The organism is Corynebacterium sp. HMSC22B11 (genome assembly GCF_001815965.1).
Taxonomy (GTDB): Bacteria; Actinomycetota; Actinomycetes; order Mycobacteriales; family Mycobacteriaceae; genus Corynebacterium.
Genome location: NZ_KV823483.1, coordinates 1 through 20187, shown reverse-complemented (window position 1 = coordinate 20187; position 20187 = coordinate 1). Strand labels below are relative to the sequence as shown.

The window sequence follows — 20187 nt, the reverse complement described above, 5'->3', positions numbered from 1 at the left end:
CCTACCCTTTGCATTGCCTACCCTAAGAAGTTGGTTGGCGCATCCTACAGAGAGGCCATAGTGACCATCATCGATCGTCAAGCTCAGACATCCGCAGAGCGCAGTACCCACGAAAATTCCGTCCGCGACATCGTCGGGATCGGCATCGGCCCCGGAAACCTCGGGCTCGCGGTAGCTATCGAAGAGCAAGCTCCAGAACTCGATGCACTCTTTGTGGAAGCCCGCCCGGAATTCAACTGGCACCCAGGCATGCTCCTCGAAGGATCCAACATGCAGATCAGCTTCCTTAAAGACCTGGTTACGGTGCGCAATCCGCAGAGCCGCTTCAGCTTCATCAACTACTTGCATCACAGCGACCGCTTGATTGATTTCATTAACCGCCAAACCTTCACCCCGGAACGCGTGGAATTCGCCGATTACCTCCGATGGATCGCGGATCACATCACCGTGGACACGCAGTACAACACCACCGTGACGTCCATCGAGACGCTTCCGGAACCGGCCGCAGACGGAGCTCGTTTTGTGGTGCACGTCCGCAGGAAGTTAGGAAGCGGTGAGTCCGAAGGGCAGCGAGCTCAGCAGTCGGAGTCCATTCGCTGCCGCAACGTGGTGGTTGCCCGCGGTCTGGAAGCCAAGATGCCTGCGTGGGCAGAGGACAGCTCCTTGGACACCTCGCGCATCTTCCACAACATCGATTTGCTCCCGCGCACCAAGAAGCTGCTGAACAGTGGGTGGGATATCCGCCGAGCTTTGGTGATCGGCGCGGGCCAGTCCGCAGCCGAGGCCATCCGGTACTTCCACGATTGCCCGCATATCGATACCGTCACGGGCAGCTTGAACAGCTACGGCTTCATCCCCGCCGATGACAGCCCCTTCGCCAATCGGGTGTTCGACCCGGAGGCCGTTGATGACTTCTTCCATGCGCCCGATGCGATCCGCAACGAGCTGTTGATCCGCCACCGGTACACCAATTACGCCTGCGTGGAATCTGAGCTCCTCGATGAGCTCCACGATCGTCAGTATCGGGAAAGCGTCACCGGGCGTCAGCGGCTCGATATTCGCCGGACCACGGAGGTGCTCGGTGCGCGTAATTGTTCCGACGGCAGCGTCGACGTGGACATTCGCCACCGAGTAACCGGAGACGTGGTGACAGAAAACTTTGACGTGGTGGTGTGCGCCACGGGCCTCCGATCTCGCGGTCTTGCGGGGATTCACGCTGATAGTCACGGCAGTGAAGAATTCACCGTCACTAGGGATTACGGCGCCGTGCTCAATGGCGAGCGCGTGCCAGGACTCTTCGTGCAGGGAGCAACTGAGGCCACGCATGGACTCGGTTCCACGTTGCTCTCCAACATCGCGACCCGCTCCGGGGAACTGGTGGAGGCCATCACGGGACAGCAACGCACGCATCGTGCGCCGGCGGATGAAGATCTCCGCTCCGAGCAACATCGGGATTCTTCGCACCTGATCGCAGGCTGATTTTCCCGAGCCGTGCTCCGCGCGAGGTTGGCTGACACCTAGCCCGACGTCCGCCATCCGCGTCTGATTCCCTGTTTCCCCATCAACCGAAAGGCTCTTTGTGCCCACCCGATCGTCTGCTCACACTCCGTTTTCCTCTGGCGATACGCTTGCTTCTCGAGATGGCGGCGCCGTCATCGGTCATGGCCGCAGTGAACAGGATCGGATCGCCCAGCAGCGCATATGGAATGACACGGATCAGGATCGCGATCGCCCGGACCTGATTAGCCTGCTCCTGCAGCATGCGCAGGAGACCCCGGATGCGCTCGCAGTGGTGGATGACCGGCACAGACTGACCTATGCGCAGCTCGTCGCCCATGCAACTGCTGTAGCGCGAAATTTGCGGGAACACGGTATTGACGCTGGTCAGAGTGTGGGAATCTCCCTGCCGCGCAGCGCGGAGATGGTGGTGGGTATCGTCGCCACGTTGCTCGCCGGTGGCAGTTTTGTCCCGCTAGACCCCTCGTGGCCGCAGGCGCGCCGGGAATCCGTCACCCACGATGCCAGCCTGAGCTTCGTACTCACGCCGGACAACTGCGCGCTCACCGAAGACGCGCTATTCGACCTCGATGCCACCCGCGAGCTGTTCACCCCGCCGTCCACGGACAGCGTTGCGTACGTCATCTTTACCTCTGGCAGCACCGGCCGCCCAAAGGGCGCAATGATCCGCCACGGTGCGATCGTGGAGCGCTTGCTCTGGCAGCGCGATCAGATCCTGTTCTTCGGCCGCGATGATGCCTCCCTGTTCAAGGCACCGCTGGCCTTTGATATCTCCATCAATGAGATCTTCCTGCCGCTGGTTTGCGGGGGCCGCGTGGTGGTGGCCGCGCCGGGCGTGGAGCAAGACCCCCAACGCTTGGCCCGCCTCATCCATCGCGAGGGCGTGACGTTTGCGTATCTGGTTTCGAGTGTTCTCGACGTCATGCTCAAACAGGCCGAAGGCACGAATCTATTAGACAGCTTGCGGCATGTCTGGTGTGGCGGAGAGATGCTCACCCAGGCGCTGTTCCGTCGCTTTCGCCAGCAGCTGGCCATCCCGCTGTACCACGGGTACGGGCCAGCGGAAGCTACCATCGGTGTCTCCCACGTCATCTACCGTGACGACGAGGATCGCCTCAACACGAGCATCGGTGTGGCCAATCCCAACTGTCGGCTCTATGTGCTCGATGAGCACCTGCGGGTGGTTCCAGACCAAGAAATTGGTGAACTCTATGTGGCCGGATTCCTGCTGGCCAAGGGGTATATCAATGCCCCAGGACTCACGGCCAGCCGCTTTGTTGCGGATGTGTTTGCGTCGGACGGAAACCGGATGTACCACACGGGAGACCTGGTGCGCCGGCACAACGACGGCTCGCTGGAATTCGTGGGGCGGGCCGATAATCAGGTGAAAATCCGTGGCATGCGTCTGGAGTTAGAGGACGTGGAATCTGCGCTGGTGGGACACCCAGATGTGGAGGCGGCGAGCGTGATTGCTCGGGAGGGGCGACTGCTGGGCTACGTGACGGTGACTGCGGGCCTCGTGGGTGCTGCGATCCGTAGTTGGTGTGCCGAGGTACTGCCCGAATACATGGTGCCCGCGATTATCACCGTCATGGATGAGTTGCCGCGGACGGCCAACGGAAAAGTGGATCGGAAGGCACTGCCGGAACCTGATTGGAGCTCGCTCACTGATGCCCCGGCCGATGCTGAACGTGACGGGGAAACCGTTGCTCTGCTCGCGGAGGCAATGGCTGAAGCATTGGGGGTTAGCGCGGTGGGTGCGGAGACGGACTTCTTCGATATCGGTGGCGATAGCCTGCGGGCCATCACCCTGGTCTCGGCTCTGGGACGGCGCGGGGTGGAGGTGAGTGTGGGAGATATTTTCTCTGCGCGCACTCCACAGCAACTGGCTCGGTGCGCCGAAGAGCGCGGAACCTTCGTGCAGGATCCAGACGATGAACCAACCGGTGAGGTGCAGTCGCTGCCGATTCTGCGCTGGTTCGATTCCATTACTGATCACGTGGACGGCTTCATTCAGTCCGTGGAGTTTTCAGTTCCAGAAGATGTGGATGCGCAGCTGGCCGGGCGAATGGTGGCTGACGTGCTGCAGGCGCACCCTGCACTGCGGGCCCGTGTGCAGCGGAATCCCTTGCGGCTGGAACTCCCGGAGGGTCCTGGCGAAGAAGCGGTGGCGATCCACCCCACCACGGACATCGCTGCGCTTTCTGAACTGCTGGATCCGGCAGTCGGAGTGGTGGTAGCGGCTGGGCTGGTGCCCGGAAGATTGCGCCTGGTGGTGCATCACCTGGTGGTCGATGGCGTGTCATGGAACATTATCGGCGAGGACCTCGCCGCGGCGTATCGCGGGGAACAGCTCGCGCCGGAGCGGACGTCCCTGCGCCGATGGACGCAGCTGCTGCAACAGGCCGTTGATACTGGCGAATTCGCGGAGGATGCCAATAGTTCCCTGCCCCCATTGCCGAGTGCGGATGAACCTCTGCGGGACCCGCAGGTGCCAGCGCTTGCTGATAGTCCCGAGAAAGCGCCCACAGTCCGTGAGGAGCGCAGCGTGGTACATGAGGCATCAGTGCAGATCACGGACGAATTACTGGGTGCGGTGCCCCACGCTTTCCGCACGGGGGCGAATTCCGTATTGCTTACGGCATTGAGCGTGGCGTTGGCGCGTTGGCGTCGAAACAAACATGGACCCTGGTGGAGATGGAGGGGCACGGCCGCGAAACCCGATTCGTACCCGGGCCACAGGGCAGGGAAGCGGACCTCTCACGCACCGTGGGCTGGTTCACCTGCCTATATCCCATGCTGATCGACCCCACCCGGGCGGCAGTGCAGGAGGCTTCCGCGGCGACCGAGGGCCACATCGCGCCGCTAGCGCTGGCACTCAATGCAGTGAAAGACCAGCTCGCGGCCATCCCCGGCAACGGCGTTCCTTACCAGGCCCACACCTGGTTGCATCAGTCCGCGAAGACCCCTCCGCAGGCACAGGTGCTGTTCAACTACTTGGGGCGCGTATCCGCAGGAGCACAAGATTTCGCTCCCGCGGGTTCCACCGGCCAACTCGGCGAGCAACGCGACCCGGACCAGCCGTTGGTCCGCGAGCTGGAGTTCAACGCGATCGCCGAAGACACCGGCGAGGGATACGTCCTGCGCACCACGATCTCCTGGGCGCGCGGCAGGATCTCCCCCGAACGGATCGACGAATTGGTCGCGCACTGGGATGTGGCATTGCGCGAGGTGGCAGCGCTTGCCGATCACGGCGTGTTGTCCGTGGGCGACGTTGCCCCCCGCAACCGTGAACTCTGCGGACCTGGCACGAATCACTGCACAGAGCTCCGCGGAGCTGCAGGACGTGCTGCCGCTGACCCCGCTGCAGCACGGCATGTACTTCCACTCGCTATTCGAGGAATCGGCCAGTTCGTATGTGGAGCAACAGGTCTTGCGGGTGGAATGCAGCGAACCGTTTGACCGGGAGCGATTCGCTCGCGCTGCGCGTAATTTGATCCGACGCCACCCCGCACTGAGCACCCGCCCTTGGGAAACTGACGGTGGCGATGTGGTTGCCGTGATTGATCCGGGGGATTGCCGAGCATCTGCGGGTGGACTTTCGGGAGGTGACGGTGCCTGCTGAGTTGGCTGAGGCTGGATTGGAGGGTTGGCTCGCGCAGCGTGCGGAGGAGATTGCCGCTGACGACATCTCGCGGGGAATCTCCTTGCAGCCGCCCGGTGATGCCGCGCCCGAGCCGCTCATGCGATGGACCGTTGTGCTCCCGACCAGTGTCGATGGTGCGGTGTGTGGCCAGGACATCGCCGTGATCCAGACGGTGCATCACCTGATCGCCGACGGATGGTCCGTGCCCATCATGCTGGGGGATCTCCTGGAGATCTACCGGGATGACGATGCCCGGATCCCGCGCTACGACCCGGACGCCGGAATGGCCGGCAGCGTGCGATGGGTGGCGCGCAGAGACGCGGAAGCCGATATGTCCGTCTGGCGCGAGGAAATGCGCGAGGTGCGCCCCACGGTGCTGTGCCCTAATCCTTCGAGTTCGCTCGAGCGCCGGGAGTTGCTGGTAGACGATCCGCGGACTGTTGGCTTGTCTGAGCGTGCTCGGGCAGCGGGTGTGGGCCTGCCGGATGTGGTGCACGCGGCGTGGGGGCTGGTCCTTCGCACCTTGGTGGGCTGCGAACCTGGGGCTGACGTGGTGTTTGCCACTTCCGTTTCCGGCCGCGACATTCCCGTTCCTGGCGTGGCCGATGCCGTGGGCATGCAGCTCAACACCATCCCGGTGGTCGCGCCGGGGCAATCTGATCCCACCCTGCCGGTGACCAGCATGCTGCACGCCATGGTCCATCACAACAATCAGGTCCGCGATGTGCAGCACGTCAGCCTGGCTGATATTGCCCGAGACCTGGGAACCAACGCCAGCGAACTGCTGGATACGTTGATGGTGGTGGAGGTGCTGCTATCTCCACAGGACGTGGGCTGCCCCGGCTCGCCACTACAGGTTGCTGACGTGCGCAACAATGGCGCGCCGCACTTTCCCCTGTCCGTCGTGGTCAACCCTTCCGCTGAGCACCCACTGCGCCTGATCTACGATCCGCAGCGAATCACCGAGGTACGTGCCGAAAGGATCGCGCAGATGCTCGCGGTGAGTGTGGATTCTTTGCTGTCTGAATCCGGTGCGGTGGCGACCGTGGGTGAGGTTGCAGAGGCGTTGGGTGCGGTATCTGGTGTGGACACGCTTCCTTCTTTGTGGCGACGCAGCTTCGAACATTTCCGCGACCGGCCCGCCCTGACCAGCATCGGAGAAGACGGTGCTGCGGAGCATTGGACCTACGAAGAACTAGACGACGCCGCTCAGCGTATACGCGCTGTGCTGGACCGGAAGGTTGCCATCCACACCCCGAGAGTAGCCCTGCTCATGGAGCGCGATGCGTGGCAGGTTGCGGCCATTCTGGCGACCACGATGTCCGCCGGCACCTACGTTCCCGTGGATCCGTTGTCCCCGCAAGCGCGGGTGGAATTGATCCTGGAGGATTGCCAGCCCGATGCCGTGCTGGTGTCTCCCAGCGCGGAAAAAATGGTCTCTGAGCTGGTAGATTGTCCCGTCCTCGTGGTCAGTGAACAGACGATGAGCGGGGAAGCGAAGCCGCCTGCGGGCCGGTCGGCAAGCGTGGCCCGTGCCAATGACATCGCCTACGTGATCTACACCTCCGGCTCCACAGGGCGGCCGAAGGGCGTGGCCGTCACACACGCCAACGTGACCGCGATGCTGGGCAATGCTCGCAGCCACGTGGAGTTTTCGCAGGAGGACGTGTGGTCGATCAGCCACAGCTTCGCCTTTGACTTTTCGGTGTGGGAGATGTGGGCAGCGCTGAGCTCCGGCGGGCGTGCCGTGGTGATGCCGTATGCGCTGATGCGCTCGCCCGAGGATGCCGCAGAGGTGTTGCGTGCCGAAGCCATCACGGTGCTGAGCCAGACCCCAACCGCCTTTGCCGCGTTGGAGCCGCACCTCGGGCAGGACTCTGCGGTGCGCACGGTGATCTTCGGCGGCGAGGCCTTGGAGGCCCGCGCAGAGGCTGCCTACTGCAGTGCTCATCCGAATGTTCGGTTTATCAACATGTATGGCATCACGGAGACGACAGTGCACGTCACAGCACACGAATGCTCCGAGAATGCAGGGGAGGCCCGCAGCCCGATCGGCCGCCCGATGGACGGGTTGCGTACCTATGTTCTGGACGCGCAATTACAGCCGGTGCAGCCTGGAGAGACCGGCATGATGTACGTTGCCGGGCCGCAGGTCACCGCGGGTTATTGGGGGCTTGCTTCTACCACGGCCTCCCGCTTCGTGGCCGATCCTTTCGTTGGCGGCGGCGCGCGGATGTACTGCAGCAAAGACATGGCAAAGGTGCTGAACAACGGTCATCTGGATTACGTGGGCCGCGCCGATAGGCAGGTGCAGCTGCGCGGTTATCGCGTGGAGCTGGGGGAGATCGAGAGCGCGCTGGAGAAGGTCAGCGGTGTGCGGGAGGCCACCGTGGTGGTCGTCGATCTGCCCGAAGGCCAGGTGCCGGGTGCGTTGTTGATTACGGATTCTCGTGCCGACGCAAAGGCGATCACCTCCCGAGCTGCCGCAGCGGCCCGAGACGCGCTCCCTGCCTACATGGTTCCGCAGCTATTCGCGGTGAGTACGCAGGTGCCGCAGACCATCAATGGCAAGCGGGATGAGCGCGCGATCCTGGACCTTCTGGGTGAGATTCCTGCTGCTCAGGAGGCTTCGGGCACCTCGGATCTGGTGGAGGCGATCTCGCAGGCAATTGCTGATGCACTTCGCTTGGACCGCGCCGAGGTGGAGCCGGACTCGGACTTCTTCCGCTTAGGTGGAGACAGTATTCTTGCCATCCGCGTTACTCACGCGCTGGCGCGCGCTGATCTCAACGTGACTCCGCGGGACTTCTTCTTGGGCCGCACGCCACGCAAGATTGCCGAGCGGGTCACGCCGCAGGCCACCCAGCAGAAAATCCAGGAAACAAGGCAGAGCCAGGAAGAAGCCCTGCCCAAGGACGGGCACCAGGAGATCTCGGGGGCTTTCCCCATCCCGGCGATGCTGCGCAGGCAGATGGAAAGAGGCATGAGCGACCGCTTTGTGCAGGCGCGCCGCTTGGATCTGGGGCCAGTCGCTGTGGAGGACTTGGAACAGGCCCTGCAGCAGGTAGCGCAGGCACATCCGATGCTTCGTACGCGCGTGGACACCAGTTCTGCGTTCGCGCACTTTGTTGGTGCCGAGGGAGACGGCCCTATGGTTGTGCGGGCTTTGGACGTGGATGCATTGATCGATCACATCGATATTGCTGCTGGTCGTAGCGTGGTGCTCGGGTGTGTGGATGGGTACGTCAAGGCCGTTGCTCATCACGCGGTGATCGATAGCGCCAGTTGGATGATTCTGGAAGACGATCTGCGCGATGCGCTCGCAGGGCGCAGGATTCTCTCCGGGCAGGCGAGCTACAAGGATCTTTGCCTGCAAGAACTGCACGATGCTCACACCGCAGCAGCTCAGGATGCCCTGCACTGGAGTGAACTGGCTACGCTGCCACGGCCCGTCGAGGACTCGAACCAGTGGAGTACGGATCATGTGAGCACGCTCGAAGTGAACATTGACGGACAGACCGCGCAGGTCCTGCAGAGCGTTGCACCCGACGTGATGGGTGTGGACGTTCAGGACCTCGTGGCAGGACTGGTGACCGTCGCGGTGGCTCGAACAATGGGCACGGACGCGCGGAGCTGGGCCGTGGACGTAGAAGGCCACGGACGTCCGGCTGATCATTCCTATGGTCGAACCCTCGGATGGTTTACCACCATCGCGCCGGTGGAAATCCCGTTGGCTGATCCAGCGGATGCAGCACGTGCCGCAGCGGAAATGCGCGCGCTCCACGAGGACGGCACAGCCCCGGACCGCCGCACTTATCAGGCACTGCGATACACACACCCGCAAGGGCAGCGAACCCTGGCCCATGGGGCACAGATCCTGGTCAACTACCTCGGACGGGGAGAGACTGGCGCTGTCCTCCACGCGCCGGGCGATGCCGCCTGCCAGTGGACGGATTACCTGGTGGAGGCCGATGTGTGGTCTAGCGAGCGGGCCGTAAGCATGGAGCTGTCCGTGGTGAATGCGGTGATTTCCGCCGAGCGTTTGCGCAGCGCCATCGGCGAGGTTGCTCGCGAGTTGCAGGAGCACGTCAGCCGCGAGCAATCCTCAGGACGCCGCGCTCCGCTGAGCGTGCTGCAGCGCGGAATCTGGTTCCAGTCACAGGTGGCAGCACCGGGTGCCTACGTTGCACAGACTGCGTTGACGTTTGACCGGAGACTGGATGCCGAGGCCGTGGTGGAAGCCTTCCGGGACACAGTGACCGTGCATCCAGCCATGGGCGCGGAGTTCCACACCGATGCTTCCGGCCAACCCGTGCAGAACTTGCCGTGGAGTGGACAGGGCATTGACCTCCCCGTCGAGACCACCGAAGGGGATCTCGAGGCGATCATGCACGCTGATCGCAGCGCGGGCATCGATCTCGCATCCGTGCCGCTGGTGAAGGCAACCATCGTCACCGGCCGAAGTGACGGACAGCCTGGCGACACGCTGCTTCTTACCTACCACCTGGTTCTGGTCGATGGTTGGTCGCGTGCAGTGATGCTGCAAACCTTCCTCGAGAGGCTGACGTTGAGGTCCGGCCAGGCCCGCACGCAGGGTGCGGGAGAGTTGGTTCCTCGCGGTTGTTCTATTGCTGACGCCCTGCTCGAGTCCGTTGACACTCGCAAAGAGCAGGCAGATAGCGACTATTGGGTACATCGCCTAGAGACGTTGTCTCAGTCCACGCTCGTTGCCCCGCAGGCCGCGGATATCTCTTCAGAGCACGCTGGTAGCGAGTTGCCTCGCCAGGTGTTTGCCGAGGTCAGCGAGCAGCTGACCGGCGCACTGCAGGAAAAGATCCGGGCGCAGGCCGTGACGTTGACCTCCGTGGTCAACGCAGCCGTGGCCGTGGCCTTGGGTGCTGTCACAGGGGATTCGGATGTGGTGTTTGGTCAGTCTGTCAGTGGCCGCGATGCCTTGAGCGACCCCGCCATGTCTGATGTGGTGGGAGTGCTGCTCAACACAGTGCCAGTGCGAGTGACAGCTCGGCCCGGCCAGAGCATAGAAGAACTGGTCCAGGATGTTTATCGCCAGCGCATCGAGGATATGGACCACGATTCCGCGGACCTCGGCGCCATCCAGCGGCAGCTGGGGGTAGGCACGCTGTTCGATTCCATGGTGGTGGTGCAGAACTTCCTCGATCCGCAGGCAGCAGCGGAACTTCGGGAACGCCACGGGGTTGTGGAGGAGCGCGCGGAAGATTCCACGCACTTCCCTCTGACCTGGGTATTCACTCCGGGGCCGAAGCTGGGCATCAAGCTGGAATTCCGCCACGACGTGGTGGACGAGTCCCTCGCACATTCCGTGCTCAAGGCCGCGACCGAAGTCCTGACCGCGTTTGTGGACACACCAGAGGTCCCGCTCGCTCAGCTGGCCCAGTTGGCGCCAGCCCGAGCGGAGGATTCTTCCCCGCAAAGCACGACGGAGCAGATGGCTTCCTGGCAGAAGGCCGAAGGCATTGACCGCACCATTGCGGATGAGCTCAAGGACACCGCCCAGCGCTTCCCAGATCGCATCGCGCTAGCGGATGACGCACAGCAGTGGACGTTCGGTGAGCTGATTGCTCGCTGTTCCGACATTGCGGAAAAGATCAAGAATTGCGGCGTGACCAGCGGCGATACTGTCGCCATTGCGGTGGAGCGCTCCGCGCATTCGGTGGTGGCTCTGCTGGGAGCCCTGTGGGCAGGGGTGCGCTACGCGCCGCTTGATCTGACGCACCCCGATGGGCGGCTCCGGGTCCTCGTGGAGGACAGCCAGCCCGCAGCCGCGCTGGTGGACTCGAGTTCTCGGGAGCGCATGGAGCGGATCGGTGCGCTTCCTTGCGTCGACGTCACCACTGCCGATTCCCACGCCACCACCCACACGCCTGCGGCGGTGCCCGGGGACGATGCCTACCTGATGTACACCTCCGGATCGACCGGCAAGCCCAAGGGCGTGGTGATCAAGCATCGCGGGCTGCACAACATGCTGGACAATCACCGGCGCAAGATCTTCGCCCCAGCTGCTGCCGATGGGCGGACGTTGCGGATCGCGCATGCCATCAGCTTCGCCTTCGATATGTCGTGGGAAGAGCTGTTTTGGCTGGTGGAAGGCCACGAGGTGCGGATCTTCTCCGAGGATTTGCGACGCGATGCTGCGGCCATGGTTGAGGCCATTCGCGCGCATCAGGTGGATGTCATCAACGTCACCCCGACCGTTGCCGAGCAGCTGCTCGCGGAGGGGATGCTGGAATCCGGCGCGCATCGCCCGCGGCTGGTGCTCTTGGGCGGCGAGGCTGTCTCGCACGGCGTGTGGGAGACCTTGCGAAAGGCCGATGACGTGCGCGGATACAACCTCTATGGACCCACCGAGTACACCATCAACGCCCTGGGTGCTGGCACGGATGAGAGCGCCACGCCCGTGATCGGAATGCCGGTGGATCGCACGGCGGCGTTCGTTTTGGACCCGTGGTTGCGCCCCGTTCCTACAGGAGCGCCGGGTGAGCTCTACCTCGCGGGCAGCGGCTTAGCGCAGGAGTATCATGGGCTCGCGGCGCGCACCGCCAGCTCCATGGTCGCCTGCCCGTGGGGCGCCCCGGGTGAGCGGATGTATCGCACGGGAGACATCGTCCGCGTGCGTGCGGATGGCATGTTCGAGTACCTCGGACGCAGCGACGATCAGGTGAAAATTCGTGGTCACCGCGTGGATCCCGGCGACGTCTCGGCCGCCGTGTCCCGCGGCGTTGATCCCCGCATCCTCCACTGCGTGACCGTTCCTGTTCGTATATCCGACGCCACACTCCTGGCCTGTCACCTCGTGGCCCCACAACTGCGCGATGCGGACCAGGGGGAGCGGCAGAGTTTCCTGACTGGCGTGCGTAATGCATTGCGCGAGGAACTGCCCAGCTACATGATCCCGGATCGATGGTCGATCGTGGATGAGTTGCCGGTGACGTCGAATGGAAAGACCGACCTTGCTGCACTGGGTGAGGGAGAAAGGATCACGGAGAAGGGCCGCGAACCGGCGAACGAAACCGAGGAGATCACGGCGGAGCTGTTTGCCGAATCGCTAGATATTGAGCCCGAGGACGTGCCGGTGGATGCTGATTACTTTGACATGGGTGGGCACTCCATGGCGGTCATCAAGCTCTGCGCACTGCTGCGTGGAGAGCTGGGAGTGGAGGTTGGCGTGCGCGAATTCTACGGTCTGCGGACAGTCGAGCGCGTGGCGGAGTTTGTGGAGGCGCGCTCGTAGATTCAGCCCAGCAATTCGGCGAGTGCCGGGATGATCCCGTGGCGCCACATCGCAGGGTCGTGGCCACCGGGCGTGCGGTGATTGGTGGTGGGAAAGCCGCGGCGTGTCAGGGCATCGGCCACTGCATCCACGTGTCGTTGCATGGGCGGCTCTTCTGCACCGCACGTCAGTACGATGCGTGCCAGACCGGAGCCACTGTGAGCCGCAGGATTTTCGAGTGAGGGGCCAGTGAGCTGTGCGGCAATGTCGCCTCCTGCGGGCCCGTCCGAGAGCGTGTCCGCGAGCTCTGCAGAACGGTCAGCGGACCACCAGACGGCAGGGGACTGGGCGATGGCTCCTTTGATTGCAGGCGTGGTTTCGGTGGAAGCCGTAAGAGCTGCGCGCAGGGCGGAGAGACCGCCGAAGCTTTGCCCCACCAGGACTATGTGGCTGCTGTTGATGATCGGCGGAAGCTCGGTGGCCAGTGCGCTGGCGAATGTTTGGGAGGTGTACTCCTCGCTGCGGTCTTTGGCTGCCGGCAGGAAGACGCGGTTGATCTGGGGGATAAGCCCTGCCGTGACTGCCCGGTCCAGTGCGCCCGTGAGGTCATGCAGATGGATCCAGTCATCGCCATCCAAAAACACCACGGTGGTATCCGCACCGCGGTCATCGAGGCGCGCGGTGCAGCGCCTGCCGAATACCTTCCGGTCGATGGACAGGCGTGCGCCGGGCAAGTCCGCGATGACTTCTGGGGAGCGAGGCGGCCAGAGTGTCTGGTCCACAGAATCGCCGCTCAATAGGCTCGCCTGTGGGCCTGCGCCGTGTGCGTTATGTGGATCGGGATATTTCAGCTCGCCGGATTGAAAGCTATAGGTCACTGCTGAGTGCGCCGGGATGCGCACATCGACGGTGGACATCGATTCGGTGAGCTCGACGTTCGAGCGGTAGGGGTCCGGGAAAACGAGGGCTTCCGCATCCGCGGGCACCGAGATTCGGTGAAGGGTGGTCACGTCCGGGGAGTCTGGCATGAAAATTGCGCCACTTTCATCATTGACTACATAGGTAAACCTAAGCTAACATCCCCTGCATGCGAGTTGCTGTTTTCGGCTATCAGTCGTGGGGACACCGGACGTTGTCTGCGGTCATCAATGCTGGTCATGAAGTAGTTTTGGTAGTTACGCACCCTGCCAGCGATCACCCTTATGAGCAAATGTGGGCAGACTCCGTTGAGGAGCTCGCCAGCGAACATGAGCTCCAGGTGTGTGTCACTGAGCGCGTGGGTCAAGACGTCATTGAGGCGTTGCGCGATGCTGCACCAGACATCATCGTGGCCAACAATTGGCGAACCTGGCTTCCTCCCGAGGTTTTCAGCCTGGCCAAGCACGGCGCATTGAATGTCCACGATGGTCTCCTGCCCGAGTACGCCGGATTTTCGCCCATCCTGTGGGCGCTGTTGAACCGGGAAACTCACGTGGGCGTCACTGTGCACGAGATGGATGAAGTGCTGGACGGCGGACCCATCGTTGCCCAGCGCGCGATCCCCGTGGGTCCGCAGGACACCACCACGGATCTCGTGGCCAAGACCATCGACCTCATCGAGCCCCTCGTGGAACGCGCATTGAGTGACGTCGCCCAAGGCACCGCCACTGCGCAACCTCAAGATCCCACCCGCGCTACGTACTTCCACAAGCGCGGCGAGCAGGAATCTCGCATAGATTTCACCCAACCTGCGGAAGATATCGCCTTGCTGGTCAGGGCGCAGTCCGACCCGTACCCCAATGCTTACTTTGAATTCCGAGGCCAGCGAGTCCGCGTGCTTTCCGCGCACGTCTCGCTGGGCCGCTTCGGCGGAACCCCCGGCCGAGTCACCATCCCTCACGAGGGAGGAATCGCGGTGGTCTGTGGATCGCCCCGTGCCAACGTGCCGGCGCCGGCGATTGTTCTGGATCGTGTTCGTCTCGACGACAACTCGGAACTGACCGCCACCGAATTCTTTGGACATAGGGCTGGATATATCCAACCAAAGGTTTGACCTTTCCCTTTTGTGTACGGGCCACACCTCGCGCGGAAATCCGTCACCAGTAACAACGGAGAAAAATGACACTCAAGAAGATTCTCGTTAGCACCGCTGCTGTGCTGACCTTGGGCGCGGCACTGACCGCTTGCTCGACTGATGACCAGTCCGGAAATTCCGGGGACTCCCAGGCAGTCAACGCCGAGCAGGGCGCATTCCCCACCACCATCGAGCACCGCTACGGCTCCACCGAAATCAAGGAAGCCCCGCAGCGCGTGGTCTCCTTGGGCTACACGGATCAGGACGCACTGCTGGCGCTGGGAGTTACTCCTGTCTCCGTGAAGTACTGGGACGGAATGACCCCGGATGGTCAGGCTGCGGGCAACTGGTCCAATGACAAGATCGAGGGCGACACTCCTCGGATCGACAAGGACACAGAAGTCAACGCGGAAGCCATCGCCAAGGACAATCCAGACCTCATCGTGGCCGTGTACTCGGACATCGATGAAGACACGTACAAGAAGCTGTCTGAGATCGCCCCTGTCGTCGTACAAAAGGGCGAATACGAAGAACTACAGCAACCATGGGACGTGACCACGGAAGAGATCGGGCAGGCCGTGGGCAAGCCTGAAGAGGCAAAGCGCCAGGTGGAGCAGGTCAAGGAGAAGTTCGCAGAGCTCAAGGGCCGCCACCCAGAATGGGCCGAAAAGGAACTCGGCGTGGCCACTGTCTCCGACGAGAGCCTGGCTGTCTTTGCCGAGGGCGATCCGCGTAGCCGCTTCTTCACCGAGCTGGGATTCAAGATCAACCCGGCCTACGCGGGCATCACCAAGGACAAGTTCTACGGTGAGGTCTCCAAGGAAAACGCAGACCAGATCAACTCTGACGTGCTGGTGTGGGATCAACTGTCTTACTCTCCGAAGCAGAGCAAGGCTTCTGTGACCGAGGATCCGATCGTGGGCAAGCTGCCCGCCGTGAAGGACGGACACAGTGTCTACCTGGAAGGCGACCTGGAAAAGGCCTTCGGATGGCAGACCGTGCTGAGCCTGAACTACCTGCTGGACAAGATCGAGCAGCCGTTGGCAGACGCCACGAAGTAGTCTGAATCAACCGCCGAACCGCCCCGCATGAACGTGCTGGGGCGGTTTTGCTGTTGCTGGCTAGGGGACGGGCACTCACGGGGATAACGGATGCACGCTAGGGGCGAGCCTTGCCGACGAACCAATAAGGGCACCACAGGATGTTGTCCTTGTTGAGCTGCCAAGTCTTGATGGCGTGGGAGCGCACCACCTTGCAGAAATCCCCCTCCCCGGCGACCCACACATAGTCCACGTCTGGGTGGGGCTTGTGCTGTCGATTGCGCGAGGACTCAACGTCAATGTTGGCGAGATGCTCGGCGATGGCCTGCGCATAACCGTCAGAAGGTGCGGAGATCCGGGTGAGGCTGCTTAGACGGTTGCGCCAATCTTCCAGGTGGGGCTCTGAATCGGAATCGGTACTGGTGACCGCGATGACGTGCGTGGAAGCGAGCTGTTCGGGATAGAGCGTGGCGAGGTACTCTAGGATCGCGCGCATGGAAGGCAGGGAGGTGGGATCTGCCACCAGTAGTTGTGTGCGGTGCTCGCGATGCCACAGGCCTTGGCAAGTCCACAAGCCAGCAGGGTCGCCCGGCTGTGCGGACAAACACCACGAGAGCCCTGGGCCGGAGGTGGAGTGGACATCTTCCGCAGACACCCCGTGCGGTAAGAATAGACCAGTTGTTTTCTATAAGGGATTCCCTGTGCACTTAAGCGACCTCATGGACGCCACCACCCTGCTCCAGAACTTTGGCGGCTGGGCGCTCGGCGGCATTGCGCTGATTATCTTTATTGAATCCGGCGTGCTCTTCCCGTTCCTCCCCGGCGATTCCATGCTGGTCACCGCGGCAATCTTGCGCGATCAGCTGGGCTTGAACGTTCCGATTCTGGTGGGCGTGGCCATCGTCGCGGCGTTCTTGGGCGACCAGGTAGGTTTCTGGCTCGGCCACCGCTTTGGCCGCAAGTTGTTTAAGCCCGACGCCAAGATCCTCATAACCGAGCACCTCGAACAAGCCGAGGCTTTCTTCCTGAAGTACGGGCCGTTGGCTCTGGTACTGGGGCGCTTCATCCCGATCGTGCGTACCTACATTCCCGTGGCCGCTGGTACCGCGGAGATGCCGTACAAGAAGTTCGTGGGATGGAACGTCACGGGTGCAGTGCTGTGGATTGTCAGCATGGTCGGCATTGGCGTGCTGCTGGGGGATATCCCGGGCATTGCGGATCGCATCGACATGATCGCCATCGTCATCGTGCTGGTGTCTGTGACTCCGGTGGTGATTTCCGCGATGATCAACTGGCGGAAGTCCAAGAAGACTCCCGCCCAGGAGCTGATGGAGGACTAAGCCCTGATCGTCACTTGGGGACGATCAGCGGACCGCCGGTGACAGGATCCTCGATGACTAGCGCGTTGAGGGCAAACGCCTCGAGCAGTAGCTCTGGGGTAATGACCTCGCTGGGACGCCCGGTGGCGAGGACCTGTCCATCCTTCATCACCACGAGATTATCGCTGTAGCGTACAGCCAAGTTGAGATCGTGCAGCACCATCACCACAGTCCGATCCAACTCTCGGCGTAGACGCTGCACCAGCTCCAAAATCTCTACCGACGTGGCCAGATCCAGGTAGGTGGTGGGCTCGTCCAGGAACAGGATGTCCGTGTTCTGCGCAAGAACCATGGAGATCCACACACGCTGCCGCTGCCCTCCGGACAGAGAATCCAGGGTGCGCTCCGCCAGCCCCATCGAGCCAGTCATTTCCAGCGCCTTGTGCACCTCGGCTTCGTCCGTGGACGACCACTGACGGATCCACGATTGGTGTGGGTGCCGACCGCGCGAGACGAGATCAGCCACGTTGAGTCCCTCCGGGGCGGTAGGGGTTTGTGGCAGCACGCTGATGGTCCGTGCGAGGTCCTTGCGCCTGATGGATGAGATATCGGCGCCGTCTAACAGCACTTCGCCCTCATTCGCCGGAAGGAGACGAGACATGGCTCGCAACAACGTGGATTTGCCGCAGCCATTGGGGCCGATGATTGTGGTGATCTGCCCGCGAGGAAAGTCCACGTCCAAGCCTTCGATGACCGTCCGGTCGCCGTAGCCCACGGCGAGGCCGCGTGCGCTCATGCTGTGCTTCTGAGTCATGTGTCCTTCTTTGTTCGCGGCACTGCTAACTTCCAGGGTGGGATCTTTTCTCATGCCGTGGTTGACCTATTCCGTTGGACCAGCAAATAAATAAGGAACGCACCGCCGATTGCCGAGGTGAGAATGCCCACCGGCAGCTCTACGGGCAGAAGAGTTTGGGTGCTGATATCTGCCAGCAGGAGTAGCGCAGCGCCGGTCAGCGCAGAGGCCAGAAGCGGTGGTGCAGAGCAGTTGCACAAGCGCAGCGCCACCTGTGGGGCCACGAAGGCGACGAACCCGATGGGGCCAGCGGCCGAGACCGCCACTGCTGCCAAAGCCACGGCAGCGGCGAGCAGAAGCACCTGCACACCCTGGACGTTTTGTCCCAAAGCCCGTGCAGTATCCGAGCCCAGCAAGGTGGCTAAAAGTTGGTGACCAATCCAGGCCAGCAGCGGTGTAAACACCAACACAACAATGGCGATGGGCCACATCTTGGACCAGTCCGCAGTGCTCAGGGAGCCAGTAAGCCAGAACTGCGCGGCCGCGGCATCGCGCAACTCCGTGCGGATCATCAGGAAGTTGATATACGAGGTCAACAGAGCAGAGATGATGATGCCGAACAGCACTAGCCGGAAGGAATCAGTCGATCTCCTCCACGCCAGAGCCCACATCACCGTTGCGGTGACAGCCGCACCAAGCACCGCGGCCAAGGGAATGCCGATGCTGCTGAGCCAGCCGAGGAAACCACCAGCGCCACCACCCAGAGTGATGACGGTGACCGCGGCCGCGGACGCGCCCGTAGTGAAGCCCAAGATATCCGGGCTGGCCAGCGCATTGCGAGTCACGGACTGAGTGAGGGCTCCGGATAATCCCAGCGCACAGCCCACCAGAATGGCCGTCAGCGCACGAGGCATGCGCCAATCCAAAACCACCAGACGCTCAATGCGGGTGCCCTGGCCGGTGAACAGCACCTCCAGCACACGAGCCGGGGACACAGGATAGTCACCCAGGCCGATGGAGACCGCCGCTAGCAAGACGATCGCCACGAGCAGCAATAGAGACACCGTCAACGCGCGAGGGCGCCAGACCACAGAAAATGAGCCCACGCGGAATGGCGGGCGCCCAGGGATAGTGGAAGAGGTAGGGCGGGCAAGGAGGGAACTCATTAAATGGCCACCACCCGGCGTCGATAAATAAGGGCGATGAAGAACGGCGCGCCCACGAACGCGAGGATGATGCCTACTTGCAACTCGCCCGGACGAGCGATCAGACGGCCCACCACGTCTGCGAACAGCATCATCACCGCACCCGTCAGGGCAGAGTAAGGGAGGATCCAGCGGTAATCAGGGCCCGTGATGGCGCGCACGAGGTGCGGGACCACCAGGCCGATGAAGGTGATGGGGCCGGCGGCAGCTGTCGCGGCACCGGCCAGCAGTGCGATCAGAGCCATGCCAATCAGGCGGGCGCGCTGGGTGTTGATGCCCAGTCCGGAGGCGATGTCATCGCCCAGATTCAGGAGGTTTAGCTGCGGTGCCGTGATGAACGCCAGCAGGAGGCCCACCAGGATAAACGGCAGCACGCCGTAGAACACGGTGAGATCCCGGCCCGCGATGGAGCCGACGGTCCAGAAGCGCATGCGATCCAGATTGGCATCGTCAGTGAGGATAAAACCGCTGATGATGGCGCTGAGGACCGCGGACAAAGCCGCGCCGCCGAGGACCAGCGTCATTGGATTGGCCTGTCCTCCTCCTATGGACGCCAAACTAAACACCAACGCAGTAGCAGCGATGGCCCCACCGAACGCCCACATGCTGGTAGCCCACACGGACGTCACACCCAGCAAGGAGAAGCTGGCAACCACGGCCAGGGACGCACCGTAGTTGATGCCGAGAATGCCCGTGTCCGCGAGAGGGTTGCGCGTGTGCCCTTGGATCAATGCACCGGAGGCGCCAAGGGCAGCACCGGCGACTAGGCCCAACAGGGTGCGGGGAATGCGGAGCTCGACGATCACGCGCTGATCCACATTCAGCCCCTCCGCGTGGCCGAACGCCGTGCCGAGATCGCGGAACACGGCGGACACTTCTCCAAAAGGGATCTGCCGTGATCCAAACACGATGCTGGCAACGATGCTGGCGAGCAATAGGAGGAAAAGGACGCCGAGGCCGACGAGGCGACGCGGGATTTTACCTGATGGAGCGCTGGCAGAAGCGTCCGCAGTAGCGTCCGCGCGAGACCCCAGGTGTGATTGAGAAGGGGATTGCGCATGCGGGGTAGAGATAGCCATGCATCCCTCCTTGACGCGTGAAAGTACATGATCTTAACGGGAGCAAGCTTATGTGAACAAGGTAAGCCTAATCAAAGTACTACAAGGAGGGATTGTGGAGCTGTGCAGGTGAGTGTGTGAGCCAGCAGGTGCGGCTAGTGAGGTCGGTCGGCCCTGAATGGCGCCGACCCTACACCTCAGCTCTATGCTTCTGAGCAGGGATTTGGACATGTTTTAGCTGGTTGCTAGGCTAGTCAGGTCTTGCCGTAGGTGAGAGTGTCCGATTGTTTGTGTGCGGGGGTTTGG

Annotated in this window: 13 protein-coding genes; 8 read left to right on the top strand and 5 right to left on the bottom strand. The window is 62.3% G+C overall.

The genetic code is table 11. The features are described 5' to 3' along the window. Positions 1 to 60: 60 nt before the first annotated feature. The 5 genes from HMPREF3088_RS03500 (at position 61) to HMPREF3088_RS03495 (ending at position 12434) form a co-directional block, all read left to right on the top strand. Positions 61 to 1479, top strand: a complete 1419-nt coding sequence (locus HMPREF3088_RS03500; protein ID WP_070758464.1) for a lysine N(6)-hydroxylase/L-ornithine N(5)-oxygenase family protein — start codon at positions 61 to 63, stop codon at positions 1477 to 1479. 100 nt (positions 1480 to 1579) lie between these two features. Then, a complete protein-coding gene (locus tag HMPREF3088_RS10680) occupies positions 1580 to 4321 on the top strand; it encodes an amino acid adenylation domain-containing protein (protein WP_246818029.1) in 2742 nt (913 codons plus the stop codon). Next, positions 4315 to 4980, top strand: a complete 666-nt coding sequence (locus HMPREF3088_RS10675; RefSeq protein ID WP_246818028.1) for a hypothetical protein — start codon at positions 4315 to 4317, stop codon at positions 4978 to 4980. The genes HMPREF3088_RS10680 and HMPREF3088_RS10675 overlap by 7 nt, the downstream gene beginning before the upstream one ends. Further along, positions 4895 to 5143 (top strand): condensation domain-containing protein, encoded by a 249-nt coding sequence (locus tag HMPREF3088_RS10670; RefSeq protein WP_246818027.1) that lies wholly within the window; start codon positions 4895 to 4897, stop codon positions 5141 to 5143. The genes HMPREF3088_RS10675 and HMPREF3088_RS10670 overlap by 86 nt, the downstream gene beginning before the upstream one ends. Then, a complete protein-coding gene (locus HMPREF3088_RS03495) occupies positions 5127 to 12434 on the top strand; it encodes a non-ribosomal peptide synthetase (RefSeq protein WP_246818026.1) in 7308 nt (2435 codons plus the stop codon). The genes HMPREF3088_RS10670 and HMPREF3088_RS03495 overlap by 17 nt, the downstream gene beginning before the upstream one ends. Before the next feature lie 2 nt (positions 12435 to 12436). Here HMPREF3088_RS03495 and HMPREF3088_RS03490 read toward each other — a convergent pair whose 3' ends face one another. After that, complete coding sequence (locus HMPREF3088_RS03490) at positions 12437 to 13441, bottom strand: alpha/beta hydrolase (RefSeq protein ID WP_005325324.1); 1005 nt, start codon at positions 13439 to 13441, stop codon at positions 12437 to 12439. Between the two features lie 59 nt (positions 13442 to 13500). Here HMPREF3088_RS03490 and HMPREF3088_RS03485 point away from each other — a divergent pair, with 59 nt between their 5' ends. Then, positions 13501 to 14445, top strand: a complete 945-nt coding sequence (locus tag HMPREF3088_RS03485) for a methionyl-tRNA formyltransferase (protein ID WP_041628451.1) — start codon at positions 13501 to 13503, stop codon at positions 14443 to 14445. Between the two features lie 65 nt (positions 14446 to 14510). Then, positions 14511 to 15527: an iron-siderophore ABC transporter substrate-binding protein gene (locus HMPREF3088_RS03480; RefSeq protein WP_005291893.1), complete on the top strand. Its 1017-nt coding sequence runs from the start codon at positions 14511 to 14513 to the stop codon at positions 15525 to 15527. Between the two features lie 97 nt (positions 15528 to 15624). Here the strand turns inward: HMPREF3088_RS03480 and HMPREF3088_RS03475 are convergent, their stop codons facing one another. Beyond that, positions 15625 to 16161 (bottom strand): siderophore-interacting protein, encoded by a 537-nt coding sequence (locus tag HMPREF3088_RS03475; protein ID WP_012359589.1) that lies wholly within the window; start codon positions 16159 to 16161, stop codon positions 15625 to 15627. Positions 16162 to 16207: 46 nt separating this feature from the next. On the opposite strand from HMPREF3088_RS03475, the gene HMPREF3088_RS03470 reads away from it, so the two are divergent. Then, positions 16208 to 16846 (top strand): DedA family protein, encoded by a 639-nt coding sequence (locus tag HMPREF3088_RS03470; protein WP_005325329.1) that lies wholly within the window; start codon positions 16208 to 16210, stop codon positions 16844 to 16846. 10 nt (positions 16847 to 16856) lie between these two features. Here the strand turns inward: HMPREF3088_RS03470 and HMPREF3088_RS03465 are convergent, their stop codons facing one another. From HMPREF3088_RS03465 to HMPREF3088_RS03455, 3 genes are read right to left on the bottom strand one after another with little or no spacing between them, the layout of a single operon-like run. After that, positions 16857 to 17639, bottom strand: coding sequence for an ABC transporter ATP-binding protein (locus tag HMPREF3088_RS03465; protein ID WP_019176090.1), 783 nt, complete (start codon positions 17637 to 17639; stop codon positions 16857 to 16859). A 50-nt stretch (positions 17640 to 17689) separates the two neighbouring features. Further along, positions 17690 to 18784 carry a FecCD family ABC transporter permease gene (locus tag HMPREF3088_RS03460; protein WP_005325330.1) on the bottom strand — a complete coding sequence of 365 codons (1095 nt, stop codon included), beginning with the start codon at positions 18782 to 18784 and terminating at the stop codon, positions 17690 to 17692. Beyond that, on the bottom strand, positions 18784 to 19902 hold the full coding sequence (locus tag HMPREF3088_RS03455) for a FecCD family ABC transporter permease (protein ID WP_005325331.1): 1119 nt from the start codon (positions 19900 to 19902) through the stop codon (positions 18784 to 18786). Before HMPREF3088_RS03455 ends, HMPREF3088_RS03460 begins: the two co-directional genes overlap by 1 nt. Between the last annotated feature and the right edge of the window lie 285 nt (positions 19903 to 20187).